11 protein-coding genes, 1 tRNA gene and 1 pseudogene are annotated in these 14,264 nt (G+C 65.4%); 6 read left to right on the top strand and 7 right to left on the bottom strand.

Features of this window, described 5'->3' with window-relative positions:
* The 3 genes from VLA96_14060 to VLA96_14050 all read left to right on the top strand — a co-directional run.
* Nucleotides 1-302, top strand: a 302-nt coding sequence (locus VLA96_14060) for a nucleoside deaminase (protein HSE50326.1), incomplete at its 5' end; no start/stop codon positions are given.
* A gap of 91 nt (nucleotides 303-393) precedes the next feature.
* Nucleotides 394-483, top strand: a tRNA-Ser gene (locus VLA96_14055).
* Nucleotides 484-512: 29 nt separating this feature from the next.
* A complete protein-coding gene (locus VLA96_14050; protein ID HSE50325.1) occupies nucleotides 513-1,436 on the top strand; it encodes a putative sulfate exporter family transporter in 924 nt (307 codons plus the stop codon).
* Nucleotides 1,437-1,441: 5 nt separating this feature from the next.
* Here the strand turns inward: VLA96_14050 and VLA96_14045 are convergent, their stop codons facing one another.
* The 3 genes from VLA96_14045 to nuoI form a co-directional block, all read right to left on the bottom strand.
* On the bottom strand, nucleotides 1,442-3,853 hold the full coding sequence (locus VLA96_14045) for a protein kinase (GenBank protein ID HSE50324.1): 2,412 nt from the start codon (nucleotides 3,851-3,853) through the stop codon (nucleotides 1,442-1,444).
* Nucleotides 3,854-3,928: 75 nt separating this feature from the next.
* On the bottom strand, nucleotides 3,929-7,402 hold the full coding sequence (metH, locus tag VLA96_14040) for a methionine synthase (protein HSE50323.1): 3,474 nt from the start codon (nucleotides 7,400-7,402) through the stop codon (nucleotides 3,929-3,931).
* A gap of 43 nt (nucleotides 7,403-7,445) precedes the next feature.
* Nucleotides 7,446-8,012, bottom strand: a complete 567-nt coding sequence (gene nuoI, locus VLA96_14035) for an NADH-quinone oxidoreductase subunit NuoI (protein HSE50322.1) — start codon at nucleotides 8,010-8,012, stop codon at nucleotides 7,446-7,448.
* A gap of 85 nt (nucleotides 8,013-8,097) precedes the next feature.
* Between nuoI and VLA96_14030 the strand changes: the two are divergent.
* Both VLA96_14030 and VLA96_14025 read left to right on the top strand, forming a co-directional pair.
* Nucleotides 8,098-8,622: pseudogene (locus tag VLA96_14030) on the top strand (peroxiredoxin-like family protein).
* A gap of 53 nt (nucleotides 8,623-8,675) precedes the next feature.
* Nucleotides 8,676-9,383, top strand: coding sequence for a DUF1326 domain-containing protein (locus VLA96_14025; protein ID HSE50321.1), 708 nt, complete (start codon nucleotides 8,676-8,678; stop codon nucleotides 9,381-9,383).
* A gap of 41 nt (nucleotides 9,384-9,424) precedes the next feature.
* Here VLA96_14025 and VLA96_14020 read toward each other — a convergent pair whose 3' ends face one another.
* The 4 genes from VLA96_14020 to VLA96_14005 are packed head-to-tail and all read right to left on the bottom strand — an operon-like array spanning nucleotide 9,425 to nucleotide 13,041.
* The gene (locus tag VLA96_14020; GenBank protein ID HSE50320.1) at nucleotides 9,425-9,790 is read right to left on the bottom strand and encodes a four helix bundle protein; all 366 of its coding nucleotides are present in this window, start codon (nucleotides 9,788-9,790) and stop codon (nucleotides 9,425-9,427) included.
* A gap of 2 nt (nucleotides 9,791-9,792) precedes the next feature.
* The gene (locus tag VLA96_14015) at nucleotides 9,793-10,290 is read right to left on the bottom strand and encodes a DinB family protein (protein HSE50319.1); all 498 of its coding nucleotides are present in this window, start codon (nucleotides 10,288-10,290) and stop codon (nucleotides 9,793-9,795) included.
* Between the two features lie 8 nt (nucleotides 10,291-10,298).
* Nucleotides 10,299-11,435, bottom strand: coding sequence for a P1 family peptidase (locus VLA96_14010; GenBank protein ID HSE50318.1), 1,137 nt, complete (start codon nucleotides 11,433-11,435; stop codon nucleotides 10,299-10,301).
* A gap of 13 nt (nucleotides 11,436-11,448) precedes the next feature.
* A complete protein-coding gene (locus tag VLA96_14005; GenBank protein HSE50317.1) occupies nucleotides 11,449-13,041 on the bottom strand; it encodes a UbiD family decarboxylase in 1,593 nt (530 codons plus the stop codon).
* Between the two features lie 106 nt (nucleotides 13,042-13,147).
* Here VLA96_14005 and VLA96_14000 point away from each other — a divergent pair, with 106 nt between their 5' ends.
* Entirely contained in the window at nucleotides 13,148-14,233 is a 1,086-nt protein-coding gene (locus tag VLA96_14000; protein HSE50316.1) for a hypothetical protein, read from the top strand.
* The last annotated feature ends 31 nt before the right edge of the window (nucleotides 14,234-14,264 follow it).

The raw sequence follows: 14,264 nt of genomic DNA, 5'->3' as shown, positions 1-14,264 counted from the left end.
AGGCCGGGCGCGCCATCGGCAACTACCGTCTGGGCGAGTGCGAACTCTACGTCACCATCGAGCCGTGCGCGATGTGCGCCGGCGCCATCACCCACGCGCGCGTCCGGCGGCTCATCTACGGCGCCGACGACCCCAAGGCCGGCGCAGTGCACTCGGTCATGACCGTGATCAACGCGCCCGAACTCAACCACAAGATGGAAGTCACCTGGGGGGTCCTCGGCGGCCGCTGCGCCGAGATGATGCAGGCGTTCTTCCGCAAGCGCCGCGGCCCCGCCTCCGCCGAAGGCCAGCAGCAGGTTTGATAAGATAGAAGCCGGCGCGACGAACGTCGCGCCATCATTTCGTACGGTCACTGGCCACCGACCACTGGCTACTGGCCGCTGTCCTTGACGCGGAGAGGTGCGTGAGTGGTTGAAACGAGCCGCCTCGAAAGCGGCCATACCCGGAAGGGTATCGGGGGTTCGAATCCCTCCCTCTCCGCCATCATTCCCACCTGCTAGACTCGCCTGACCTTGGCCGCCAAGATCATCTTCCTGGTTGCTCTGCTCCTGAGCGCGAGCGGACTCATTTCGCCTCCCGTTGCGCTCGCTCTCGGGCTCGCCTTCGGCATGCTGTTCGTGCACCCGTTCCAGGCTCAGGCACGACGCTACACCAAAGTCCTGCTGCAGGCCTCCGTCGTAGCGCTCGGTTTCGGGATGAATCTGTATGACGTCTGGCGAGCCGGCAAGTCAGGATTCGTGTACACCGCTGTGGGGATCGCGGCGGCTCTGATACTCGGCACAGCGCTCGGCCGGCTGTTAGGCGTGCCCTCCCGGACTTCCTTCCTCATCAGCGCCGGGACGGCTATTTGCGGCGGCAGCGCCATCGCGGCGGTGGCTCCCATCCTCGACGCGGAGGAGGAAGAGATCGCCGTCTCCCTGGGTACCGTCTTCGTGCTGAATTCGGTCGCCCTCTTCGTTTTTCCCGTCGTCGGCGGATGGCTGCGTTTGCAGCAGAACGAATTCGGGTTGTGGTCCGCGCTCGCCATCCACGACACCAGCTCGGTCGTCGGCGCCGCGGCGAAGTTCGGCGCTGTCGCGCTCGCCGTCGCGACCACGGTGAAACTCGCGCGTGCTCTGTGGATCGTGCCACTCTCTGTCGGCACCGCGCTGGTCAAGCGCCACAAGGCCAGGATCCAGTGGCCTTGGTTCATCGCCTTCTTCGTGCTCGCGGCGATGCTCAACACGTACCTCCCCCACGGAACGCCTGTCTTCCACGCCATGTTCACAGCCGGGCGGCTCGGCCTGACGGTAACCCTTTTCCTGATCGGCGCCGGGATCTCAAAGGCCACGCTGAAGCGCGTTGGCCCGCGGCCGCTGCTGCAAGGTGTCGCGCTATGGCTGATCGTGGCGTCCGTCACGCTCTGGCTGGTGCTGAAAGGCGTGATCTATATCTGACGTCTCTAGGGGCTGCTGCCTGAGGGGATGGCCGCTGAGCAGTGCTGCGCGGCGGCCTTCAGCTCCGCGAACATCGCCTCGCCACGGATCTTCTCCAGCAGCGGGTCCTTGTCGAGCGCTTCCGAGGCGCAGTAGTTCTGCGCGATCGAGCTGCGGAGCAATTGCAGCGCCAGGTCCTTCTGCCCGCAATAGCTCAGCACGGTCGCGTGCAGGTACTTGAGCTCGGGATCGCGCAAGCCGAGCAGGATGGGCGCGGCAGCATGCGCCAGGTTCTGCGCTTCCCCTCCCTGCGCCGAATCCAGGCAGGCCCGCACCATGTCTCCGAACCAGACGGTATTCCGCGTCACCTTTGCCGCAGCCTCGCGCGCCTCCTCGATCTTGCCCTGCCGCAGGAGCACCGTCGGCAGCAGGTTGGTGGCGTACTCCGAGCCGGAGTCGAGGCGCAGGTATTCCATGGCCCGGTCGGCCTCCCCCTGCTCCGCAAAAGCGAGGGTGCAAGAGCGGTAGACGAAGTTCCCGGGATCGAGCCCGACGGCGCTGTCGCACTCCTTGCCGGCTTCCCTGAGCAGCCCCGCATAACGCAAGACGTACGACAGCGTGAAGTGTGCCTCGGCGGATTTCGGGCGTTGGCGGAGCAGTTCCTGCGCTTTCTGGTACGCCTTCGCCAGCTCGCCCTGTTCCACCCAGTTGCGCGTGAGGTGCGCGGCCGCGGGAACGAAGTTAGGATCGAGCGCCAGCGCGCGCTCGTGCGCGGCGTTGGATTTCTGGAAAGTCTCGCGGCCGCCGCCGGCATACGAAGCGTCGTAGTAGTAGCGGCGCCCCAGTGCGTCCCAGGCGGGGGCGTAACTCGGGTCGAGGCCGACCGAGCGTTCCAGGTTGCTGATCGCTTCCTTGTTGGGCGCCGGGTCGTGCGGAATGGAAACGCTCCGTAGGAACAGGTCGTAGGCCTGCGGGTTGCGCGGCCGCGTGGCGCTCTCCAGCGAGGTCGCGCCCAGCACCGGAAGCAGTTCGCGGCGCACCAATCCCGCGAGCCTCTCCTGCAGCGGCGTCAGGTCCTTCGATGGCCCGGCGACCTCTCCCTTCCAGAGCAGCCGGTTCGAATCCACGTCGATCGCCTCGATCGTCACGCGCGTCTCATCGCCGGTCCGCAGGAAGTGGCCGCCGAGGATGGTGGCCACCCGCAGCGACTTCCCGGCCTCCTGCGGGTCCTTGTCCGCGTATTTCTCCGACGAGGTCATCGGGCGGACCTCGAGCGACGGCGCGTACGTCAGCGTGCTCGCCACCTCGTCGGCCAACGCGATACCGAGGAAGTTCGCCGTGGGGTCGTGCGTGGAGTTTCGGAATGGCAACACGGCGACAGTATTCAGCCCGGCTTGCACCGTTCCGCCGCCCCGTTGCGTCTTCCTCCAGAACGCCGCGATCGCAACCACGGCGATCAGCAACGCCACGCTCAGCGCCATCTGGATGTAGCGCGAGCGGCGCGACCCTTTGGCGCGGAAGGCGCCCGTCGAGGTCGCGGTCATCCGCGACGGCAGCTTGCCGCCCGCCGCCAGCAGCTCCAGTTCGCGGCGCACGATCTCCAGGTCCTTGCGCAACTCGGTCGCGGATTGGTACCGCTTCGCCGGGTCTTTTTCGAGCGCCTTGCCGATGACAGTCTCCAGCCGCGCTGGGACGCGCGGGTTTACCTGCCGCGGCGCCAGCGGCCGCCGATGAATGATGGAGTGCAGCGTGAGTACGACGTTGCGCCCCTTGAACGGACGTTCCCCGGTCGCCATCTCGTAGAGCACGGTGCCGAACGAGAACAGGTCGGAACGCACGTCGATCTCCTGCCCCTTCACCTGCTCGGGCGACATGTAAAACGCCGTGCCGGGCATCTGGTCGGCGGTGGAGATGGACTCTTCCGCGAAGGGAAGCCCGCTGGCGGTCTCATCCTGCGCCTGCGTGATCGGCTCCATCACCTTCGCCAGGCCGAAGTCCAGCACCTTGGGGCCCAGCTTCGTCAGGAAGATGTTCCCGGGCTTGATGTCGCGATGGATGATGCCCTGCGCGTGCGCAGCTTCCAGCGCCTCGGCGACCTTCACCGCGATGGCCACCAGCTCGCGCGGGTCCATCGGCTGCCCGCCAATGCGATGCGAGAGCGGCTCGCCCTCCAGGTACTCCATCACCAGGACGGGCTTGCCCTCGTCCTCTTCGATCTCGTAAATGCCGCAGATGTTCGGGTGATTGAGCAGCGCGGCGGAGCGCGCCTCGCGCTCGAAGCGCTCCAGCGCCAGCGGGTCGTTGTAGAGCTGCTCGGAGAGGAATTTGACCGCAACCAGGCGCTTGAGGTTGACGTCCTCGGCCTTGTACACCACCCCCATGCCGCCACCGCCGAGCTTATCGAGGATGCGGTAGTGCGAAACGGTGCGGCCGATCAAGGCTAGGCACCTCCGCGCGCCTGGGAGCCCCGGGGGAGAACGCCGATGTTAGCGGGCGCAGTACCCGCTTGCAAGCTACACCATGAAGTACTTGGCCTGGGGGTGGTGGACGACCAGCGCGCTGGTCGATTGCTCCGGCTCGAGTTGGAAGCCGCTCGTCAGGCGCACCCCGATATTCTCCTCCGGCTTGAGCAGCGCGAAGATCTTCGTCTGATCCTCCAGGTTCGGGCATGCCGGATATCCGAACGAGTAGCGCGAGCCGCGATACTTCTGGTGGAACAGGTCGGTGACGCGCGGGCCGTCGTCGCCCGCGATTCCCAGCTCGCTCCGCATGACCTTATGGAGCAGCTCCGCTAGGGCTTCGGCCGTCTCGACGCCCAGCCCGTGGAAATAGAGATAACGCGTGTACTCGCCGTGTTCGAACAGCTTGTGCGATTCCTCGCTCGCGCGGGCGCCCACCGTCACGACCGACATTCCGATCACGTCGAGATTCCCGGACGACCTGGGCAGGAAGAAGTCCGCGATGGAGAGACGCCTTCCCTCGCGCTGGCGCGGGAAGGTGAAGCGCTGGATCTCGCGCCTCGACTCCGGCGAATCATAGACGATCACGTCATTCCCGTCGCTCTGGCACGGGAACCAACCGTAGACCGCCTTCGGCTGCAGCACCTCGTTGGCGACCATCTCATCTTCGAGCTGCTTCAGCAGCGGGCGAAACTTGGTGTCGACCAGCCGCTTGTAATCCTCTTGTGAGGCCGTCTTGAGCTGCCACTGGTTCTTGAAGAGCGCCGTCTCGTTCACGTAGTTGAACACGTGGCGCAGGTTGAACCCGTCGGTCACTGCACGCACGCCCCAGAACGGCGGCTGCGGGATGTCCGGAGCGGGCTGGATCGCGTTGGAAGGCTGCACCGGCACGTCCGCGTCGACTGTGGCAGTTGCTGTCGCGGCGCGCGCGAACTCCTTCACCGCGCGGCCCTCCGCCAGCCGCTTCTCGCGTGCGCCGTCGGTTACCGTGAGATCTTCCATGATGTGCAGCCCGCTGAACGCATCTTCCCCGTAGAAGACGCCTTTCTGGTACTCACGGCGCAGGTCGTCTTCCACGTACTTGCGCGTCAGCGCGGCGCCGCCGCAGATCACCGGGAACTCGAGCTGCTGTTGCGCCAGGTCCTGCAGCACGTACTTCATCTCGACCGTGGACTTCACCAGCAGCCCGCTCAGTCCGATCGCGTCTGCCTTGTGCTCCTGCGCCGCTCGGATGATCGCGTCCGCCGGCTGCTTGATGCCCAGGTTCACGACCTTGTAGCCGTTGTTCGACAGGATGATGTCCACTAGGTTCTTGCCGATGTCGTGGACGTCGCCCTTCACCGTGGCGAGGACGATCGTCCCCTTCTGCGAGCCCTCCGCCTTCTCCATCTTCGGCTCGAGATACGCCACCGCCTGTTTCATGACGGCGGCCGAGTCGAGCACCGAGGGCAGCTGCATCTTGCGCGCGCCGAACAGCTCGCCCACGGTGCGCATGCCGTCGAGCAGCACGTTGTTGATGAGCTCCAGTGGCGAGTAGTTCGCGAGCGCCCCTTCCAGGATCTGATCGAGCGACTGCCGGCGTGGACCCTCGCCCAGTGCTTTCTCCCCAGAGATGATGCAGTGCTCGAGCTTGTCCTCGACGCTCAGTTCCTCCGCGTGGACGCGCTCCACTTCCGGTCCCCTCTCCAGGCCGACGAAGTGCGCGATGTAGGCCTGCAGCGGGTCGCCGTTCGAGGTGTCGTGGAAGATGAGCTTGCGGGCAAGTTCAACCTCTGCTTCAGGGATCTTGAATAACGGATAGATCTTGCTGTAGTTGACGATGGCGATGTCGAGACCGTGGCTCACCGCCTCATGCATGAAGACCGAGTTCAGCACACGCCGCGCGTAGATATTCAGCCCGAAGCTGATGTTCGAGACGCCGAGGATTGTGTGACACTCCGGCAGTTCGTGCTTGATCTGGCGAACCGCCTTCAGCGTCTCGATGCCGGCGCTGCGATATTCGTCCTGCCCGGTCGAGATGGGCAACGTCAACGCGTCGAAGATAAGGTCTTGCGGCCGGATGCCGTACTTCTGGGTCGCGAGTTGGAAGATGCGTTTCGCGATCGCCGTCTTCTTCTCGGCCGTGAGCGCCATGCCGTCTTCGTCGATGGTGAGCGCGATCACGCCCGCGCCGTAGCGCTTGGCCATCGGCAACACCTTCGACGTCCGCTTCTCTCCGTCCTCCAGGTTGATGGAGTTGATGATGGCCTTGCCAGGGATGCGCTTGAGCGCCTCCTCCAGCACGTCCGCTTCGGTCGAATCGACCAGGATGGGCGCGGGCACGCGGGTCGCGATCTTCTCCAGTACCGACGTGATGTAGCCCTTCTCGTCCTCACCGACGATGGCGCAGCACAGGTCGAGCATGTGCGAGCCTTCGCTCACGAGCTTCTTGGCAAGCGCGAGGATGTCGTCATATTTCTTGCCGCGCACCAGGTTGCGGAAGTGCTCCACCCGCGTCGTCGTGTTCATCTCTTCCGCGACGATCAGCGGCTTCGGGTCAAGGTCGAGCGGCACCATCGAGTACGCGCTCGAGGCCGCGGCGGTCGGCGTGACTTGCCTCTTTGCCGGCTCGAGCCCGCGGACCGCCTCGACCACGGCCTTCAGATGCTCCGGCGTGGTCCCGCAGCATCCGCCGACGATGCGCGCGCCGTACTCTGAGACGAACCGCTTGTGGTACTCCGCCAACTCCTGCGGCGCGAGCCCATAGACGGCTTTCCCGCCCACGTTCTGCGGCAGGCCCGCGTTCGGCAGCACCGAGACGTGCTTCGGCGAGTTGTGGCAGAGATAGCGGACCGCGTCGTTCATCTCGCGCGGACCGGTCGCGCAGTTCAGGCCGATGACGTCCACGTCGTAGGGTTCGAGCGCGGTGAGGGCCGCGCCGATCTCTGTCCCCAGCAGCATCGTGCCGTTGGCTTCGAGCGTGACCTGGCACTGCACCGGCAACCGCCTGCTTGTGTGGTTCATCGCTTCAAAACACGCGACCAGCGCGGCCTTGGCCTGCAGCAGGTCCTGGCACGTTTCCACCAGCAGCACATCGACGCCGCCCTCGATGAGCGCCGTGATCTGCTCCATGTAGCTGGCGACCATTGCGTCGAAGCCGATGTGGCCGAGCGACGGCAGCTTGGTGGTCGGCCCGATAGAACCCGCGACGAACCGCGGCTTCTCCTTGGTCGAGAAGTCGCGCGCGGCATCCTTCGCCAGCTGCACCGCGGCTCGATTGATCTCGCCGACCTTCGACTCCAACTGGTACTCACCCAGCACGATCGAGGTGGCCCCGAAGGTGTTGGTCTCAACCACGTCGCAACCGGCCGCGAAGAAACTGGCATGGATGTCGCGGATGATGTCGGGCCGGCTGAGCGCCAGCAGTTCGTTGCACCCTTCCTTGCCCCAATAGTCGTCCACCGATGGCTGGCGCACCTGGATGTTGGTGCCCATGGCGCCGTCGTAAACCACGACGCGCTCGGCAACGAGCTTGAGGAAGTCAGACACTTTGGCTGTGCTGCTGGTGCTGGGGTGCTTTGATTTTAGCTGGTTAGCGCGCGTGCGCGGGACGGTTGCCGGGGTCGCCCGGCATTCGCGCAGCGGCCGAGGGGTGGACGCCCGGCTGCCCGAGTACATCCTTGGGCGCCTGCACCGGCTGCGCCGGCGCCCCTACCGGTGCCAGGAGCTGTTCCTTGCGGTAGATCAGGTTCGAGGCATTGAAGGTCGCCAGCTCGAAGCCGTGTCCGTGCGTGATGGCGTCCGTCGGGCACGCCTCCACGCAGTAGCCGCAGAAGATGCAGCGGTTGTAATCGATGTTGTATACCGCGGCGTAGCGCTCGGCGCCCGAGACGCGGCGCTCCGCGGTATTCTCGGCGGCCTCGATGTAGATGCAATTCGAGGGACACGCCGCCGCGCACAGGAAGCACGCCACGCACTTCTCCAGGCCGTTCTCGTCGCGCTGCAGCACGTGCACGCCGCGGAACCGCTCCTGGAACACGGCGCCCTTGAGCGGCCCCTTCCCGTCCGGGTAGTTCTCGACCACCGTCGGGGCGAACATCTCCCGGAAGGTGACCGACATTCCCTTGAGGATCGCGCCGATGTCGCGGAGAACGCTCACCTGGACAGGATAAACAGTCGCCGCAGCCTTGTCGATTGCCTGCCGCGTTGACAGCGGCCGAACGCGGCCGGAGAATCGCCCGATGTCCCTCGCGGCCAGGCTCGCGGGCATTACGCTGCCCGATCCCGACGGTAAAACTGTCCGGCTGGGGTCGCTCTGGGCCGACCGCCCGGCGGTGGTCGTCTTTCTGCGGCATTACGGCTGAATCTTCTGTCGCGAGCACGTCGCGCAGTTGCGCGCGCACCAACCCGAGTTCACCGCCAAGGGCGCTAACCTCGCCGCGATCGGCCTGGGCGACGCGAACTACGCCCGCCTCTTTCGCGAAGAGACCGGTATCACCTTTCCTCTCCTCCTCGACGACCAGCGCGCGGCCTACCGGGCCGCCGACCTGCGCAAGGCCAACATCCTCCACCTGCTCCGGGGCGACAACGCGAAGGCCCGCAAGCGCGCGAAGGCCGCCGGGTATCTCCAGCATAAGCTGGGCCAGGACCCGTTCCAGCTCGGCGCCAGTTTCATTTTTGCGCCCGGCGACCGCGACCTGTTCGCGTACGTCAGCCGGACTTTTAGCGACAATGCGCTGGTGTCGGATGTGCTGGCCGCCATCCCCTGAGACAGGCGTATACTTGCGGCCCCTATTGCAGCTCATTTCGAGGAGGCTGTGAAATGAATCGCCTGGCACGCATCTCTTTCCTGTTGGTCGCGGTCATCGCCCTAATGGCTGCGAAGCCGGCCGGCCCGGCGTGGCGGATGAAAGCCGACTACGTGGAAGCCTGTTCCTGCCACCTGTTCTGCCCGTGCTACTTCAACAAACACGCCGAGCACCCGACCTGCGAATTCAACATGGCGGTGAAGGTGCGCGAGGGCCACAACGGCAAGACCAACCTGGCCGGCGCCAAGTACTGGATCACCGGCGATCTCGGCGACAAGTGGGGCACCGACAAGAAGGGCGCGTGGGTCGTCGTCTCCTTCGACCCCGCCACCACCAAGGAGCAGCGCGATGCCCTGGCGCCGATGATCTTGAAGACGTACGGGCTGGAGTGGTCCGAGCTGAAGGTGCAGGAGGCACCCATCGAGATCACGAACTTCGGCGGCGACGTGGTCGAAGCCAAGCTCGGCGGCGGTCAGATGGCGCACATGAAGCTGAAGCGCGAGCCTGGCATGGACGGCAAGGGCGTCGTGCTGAAAAACGTGAACTACTTCGGCGCGCAGAACAACAGCGGGTTTTGGATGTACAAGTCCATGAACCACACCGCGGACGTCATGGGCCACCAGTTCGACTACTCCGACCGCAACGCGTTCCTCATCTCGATCGATTCTTACGAAGGCGCAGCAACGCCGGCGATGAGCGGCGCGGAGAAAAGCCACAAGTAGGCCTTGGGTTCGCCTAGGGGCGGCGTGCGCGCCGCCCTTTTTTACTTCGCCTTGCGGTCGAGCTTGCTAATCAGCTGCCCCACCAGCCGCTGCTCGGTGACGATGAGCGCGACCAGGTCGCTCTTGGCGTCGGCGGTGCAGAACTTCAACTCGTGCGCGATGGTGACCTGCGTCTCCAGTTCGTAGAGCAGGCCCTCGGCCTTGACCAAGTTCCGGCGCAGGTACTGCTCTTCGGCGATGGCGTGGCCGCTCGCGATCTTGCACGGCACCAGCACGGCGGTGCGTCGCATCATCTGCGTCAGCCCGTCGAGTTCCTCCACCGGGAACTCTTTCGAAAAGTAGTAGACCTCTTTCGCGAGTTCGACGCCGCGCTGCCAGGCGGGCAGCTCTTTGTACGAGGTCGGCATTGTCATCCTTTCGCTGCGGCGGCGTAGGCGCTCGGCAGGTCGAGGCCCGCCGCCTGGTTGACGTGGTGCTTCAGGTGCTCCAAGTAGTCCCGCACGATGAAGCTAAGCGTTCCGGCGATGTCGCCCGAGATCTCGCAGCGATTGTCCGCGGCAGACGCCGGCAGCCGCTCGATCACGTGCGCCAGGAAGAGGTTGTAGTTCACCCAAAGCTGGGTAAGGGTGCGCCAGTCGAGCTCGTTCGGCCGCTGCAGCTCGGTCAGCCCGTCGGCGTCGTAGCTGGTCGTCTTCAGCGCGCCCTCCAGCGCGGCGCGGGTGAAACGGCTGTGGTTGTTCGACGCCGAGTCCACCAGGTGCGAGAGGACCTGCTTGTGCGACCACTTGCCCGGCGCGTGCGGCCGCGCTGCTTCCGCGTCGGACATGCGCTCCAGGATCGGCTGCGCGAGCTTCAGGACCTCGCGCAGCTCCCTGGCAACAGTGATGAATTCGCGATTCGTTCCCAACTTCCCTCCTAATGCGCCAGCCGGTTGTACTTCTTCAGGACTTCACGGAGCCGCTCGTGTGGCAGTGCAATGACCCGGTGACCGTCGACCCCGGTCATCGTCTCGGCCGCGACCATGGCATTGACGATGGCTTCGTCCACCGCTTCGATGGTGCCCTGGAACAAGGGATTCATTTGTTCGTTGGGGAGAAAGCGGGCCGAGGCCGTTCCCTTTGCGGTGGCCGCACCCGGGTTGGCAGTCGAAAAGCTGATGAAGATGTCTCCCGAACCGTTGCCGGCGATGCTGCCCGTTCGCGCCACCCCCATGGCCGCGCGCCGGGCCAGCCGCTTCAACTGCTGCGGCAGCAAGGGCGCGTCGGTCGCGACCACGATGATGATGGACCCGGCCTCCTGCTTGTAGGCGGGCTCCTCCGGTATCTCCTTGCCGACCGGAACTCCCGCGATCAGCAGGTTCGGCCGCAAACCGTAGTTGCATTGCACCAGGACGCCGACGGTGTACTGCGTCTTCTCGATCTCGACGAGGCGCGATGCCGTGCCGGTGCCGCCCTTGAACTCGTTGCAGACCATCCCCGTACCGCCGCCGACGTTGCCTTCGGCGATGGCCCCGCCCGCCGCCGAGTCGAGCGCGTGAAAGGCGTGCTCCGGCTTTACGTGAAAGCCGTTGATGTCGTTGAGCAGCCCATCCCATGTCTCGGCTACCACAGGCAGCGACCACGAGTCGCCGCTGGGCGCGCGCCGTCGCTGCCAGGCGATGACCGCATCGTGCACCACGCCCACGCTGTGCGTGTTGGTGATCATTACCGGGCCATCGAGAAAGCCGGATTCCTCCAGCCACGTCGTCCCGGTCATCTCGCCGTTGCCATTGAGCGAGAACCAAGCCCCGAAGACGGGGTCGGAGGAGGCCTTGCCGCGCGGCAGGATCGCCGTCACGCCGGTCCGCACCGGCCCTTGTCCGACCCGCAGTCTGCCCTCCCCGGAGATGAGGGTGGTATAGCCGACCTCGACTCCGGCCACGTCCGTGATGGCGTTCAGTTTGCCCGCCCGGCCGTCGAAGGGGACCCCGAGGTCGCGGGCGCGCGGTTTGTGCGTTTGCGCAGTCAAGACCCCAGAGAGCGCCAGCACCACGCCGAGGAAACGTCCCTTCACGAGCTCCTCCCGCCTAGTCGAGGCCTAGCGACTTCCAGATCTGGTCGACGCGCCGTTTCGTCTTGTCGTCCATCACGATCTCGTCGGGCCAAGGGCGGTTGAAGCCCTCGGTCGGCCACTTGCGCGTGGCGTCGACCCCCATCTTCGAGCCGAAGTTCGGCAGGCGCGAGGCGTGATCGAGCGAGTCGACCGGGCCGAGCGTGAACTGGATGTCGCGCTCCGGATCGATGTGGTTCAGCGCCTTCAGCGTGACCTCGCCCAGGTCCTGCACATTGACGTCTTCGTCCACCACCACGATGCACTTGGTGAACATCGCCTGCCCCATCGCCCAGATGCCGCTCATCACCTTGCGGGCGTGGCCGGGGTAGGACTTGCGGATCGACACGATCATCAGGTTGTGAAAGACGCCCTCGACCGGCAGGTTCACGTCGACGATCTCCGGCAGCGTGACCCGCATCAGCGGCAGGAAGATGCGCTCGACCGCCTTGCCCATCCAGGCGTCCTCCATCGGCGGTTTCCCGACGATGGTCGTGGAGTAGATCGGGTCCTTGCGGTGTGTGATGCAGGTGACGTGGAAGACTGGGTACTCGTCGGCCAGCGAGTAGAAACCGGTGTGGTCGCCGAACGGCCCTTCGGTGCGGAGCTCGTCGAGGTTCACGTAGCCTTCGAGGACGATCTCCGCCGAAGCAGGCACCTCCAGGTCCACCGTCTCGCACTTCACCAGTTCGACCGGCTTCTGCCGCAGGAAGCCGGCGATCATGAACTCCTCCACGTCCGGCGGCGCCGGAACGATAGCCGAAAAAGTGAGCGCCGGGTCGGTGCCGATCGCGACCGCTACCTCGAGCCTGCCCGCGGGCCGATCCCCTTGCGCGGCGATAGCTCCACCGCCGGAGCGTGCCATCACATCGACGGCAGCGGCGTTGCCGCCCTCGGCGCCTGCGGCTGCCCGCCGCATCGCCTCGCGGTAGTGCTCCGCGCCGACCTTCTGCCGCTGCCAGTGCATGCCCGCGGTCTTGGCGTCGTACACCTGCATCCGGTAGCAGCCGACGTTGCGCTTCCCACTCTTGGGGTCGCGCGTGATGACCAACGGTAGCGTGATGAACCGCCCGGCATCCTTGGGCCAGCACTGCAGCACCGGAAGATCCAGCAGCGAGGCGTCCGCCTTCTTGACGACTTCCTTACATGGACCGGTCGCGACCGTCTTGGGAAAGAATTTTCCGACGTCCGCCAGCATCGGCAACATCTTGATCTTGTCGAGCAGACCTTCAGGCGACTTGACGTCGAGGAACTGGTGGATGCGCTGGGCGATCTCGTCGAGCAAGTCGACCCTGAGCGCCATCCGCATCCGCCGCTCCGAGCCGAACTGGTTGATCAGCACCTTGGCGCCAGGGTGTCCTTTCACCTTCTCGAACAACAGCGCCGGGCCACCCGCGGGCCGCCCGCCGGCCGCCTTCTGCTTCGAGACGCGGTCGGTCACCTCGGTCATCTCAAGGATGGGGTCGACCTCCGCCGTGACGCGTTTCAGTTCGCCGGTGCGGTCGAGCTCGGCGATCCAGTCTCTCAGGTCCTGGTAGGCCAATCGGCTCTCCTGTGCAGAACGCGCCATTATACGGGCCGGAGCGCACCGGCAAACTCAGCAGCAGCCGCTCTCATCCAACTCCGATGTACGCGCCCTCCCGGGCTCATCTGCTCCGAAGGACCTCATAGAACCCATGGCTGCTCCGCTGGCTCGCGAGAAGGAATACGTCCACGCACTCCTGACCCTCACGCTGAACCCGACCCAGGCACAAGACGCCTACCGGCTTGTCTCCTCACTGAAGGACGCCGAGCGCGACGAGTTCGTCGCCCTGGCGGACTCGCATCACGTCATCATTCGTGCGCTCGAGCCGCTTCGCGCCATCGCGCTGGCGGAAGGCGACACCGCCGTGGAGCGCTGGGCTGCCGCCGCCATCGAGAAGGAGCGCGCCCGCATCGAGAACGCGCTTACCAGGCTGCATGGCATCGTCGAGGCCCTGGAAGCCGCGGGCTGCGCGACCGTCGTCATGAAGTCGCTCGAGCACTGGCCTGACTTGGGCAACGACCTCGATCTCTACACCACGGCGAGCGAGCGCAAGGTCATCCGCGTGATGGTCTCGAGATTCAACGCGCACATCGAGGCGCGGAGCTGGGGTGACCGCCTGGCCAACAAGTGGAACTTCGCCGTGCCCGACCTGCCGGAGGCGGTCGAAGTCCACGCGCAGCGCCTGGGACAAACCGGCGAACACACGCATCTGGCAGAGCGCTTCGTCTCCCGCCGGCAGCCCAAGACGCTGATGGGTCTCATCTACCAGGCGCCCGCGCCGGAAGAGGCACTTATCGTGGCGACTCTGCAACGGATGTACCGCCACTTCTACTTCCGCGTGTGCGACATCGTGAACACCGCCAACGACGTCGCCGCCGGGCGCATCGATTACCGCGAGCTCCGGCAGGCGAGCGAGCAAGCCGGCATCTGGGCCGGTGTGGCTAGCTACCTCAAGATCGTGTCCGACAAGGTCGCGCAGTTCACCGGCACGCCGCTGAATCTTCCCGCCGAGGTGCTGGAGGCCGCGCGCGTGAACGGCAACGAGGTGAACGTCCGCGCCAAATTCCTGCGTGTGCCCATCATGCCGCATGGCGCCCACCTCTACACCACGCAGATCACCAAGACAGCGCTGCGCGGCGACGTTGAGGGGACCTTCCGCTTGTCGCTGTTACCGCCGCTGGCCACGGCTGCCGCGGTGGCCTACCGGGTGACGGGGAGCGATAAAGGAGTCTGGTAGTCAGTACTTGCGGCAGGGCGGGCTTCGGCCC

This window comes from Terriglobales bacterium, assembly GCA_035457425.1.
Taxonomy (GTDB): Bacteria; Acidobacteriota; Terriglobia; order Terriglobales; family Acidobacteriaceae; genus JACPNR01.
The sequence above is the reverse complement of the archived record's forward strand: the minus strand, read 5'-3'. Positions and strand labels throughout refer to the sequence as shown.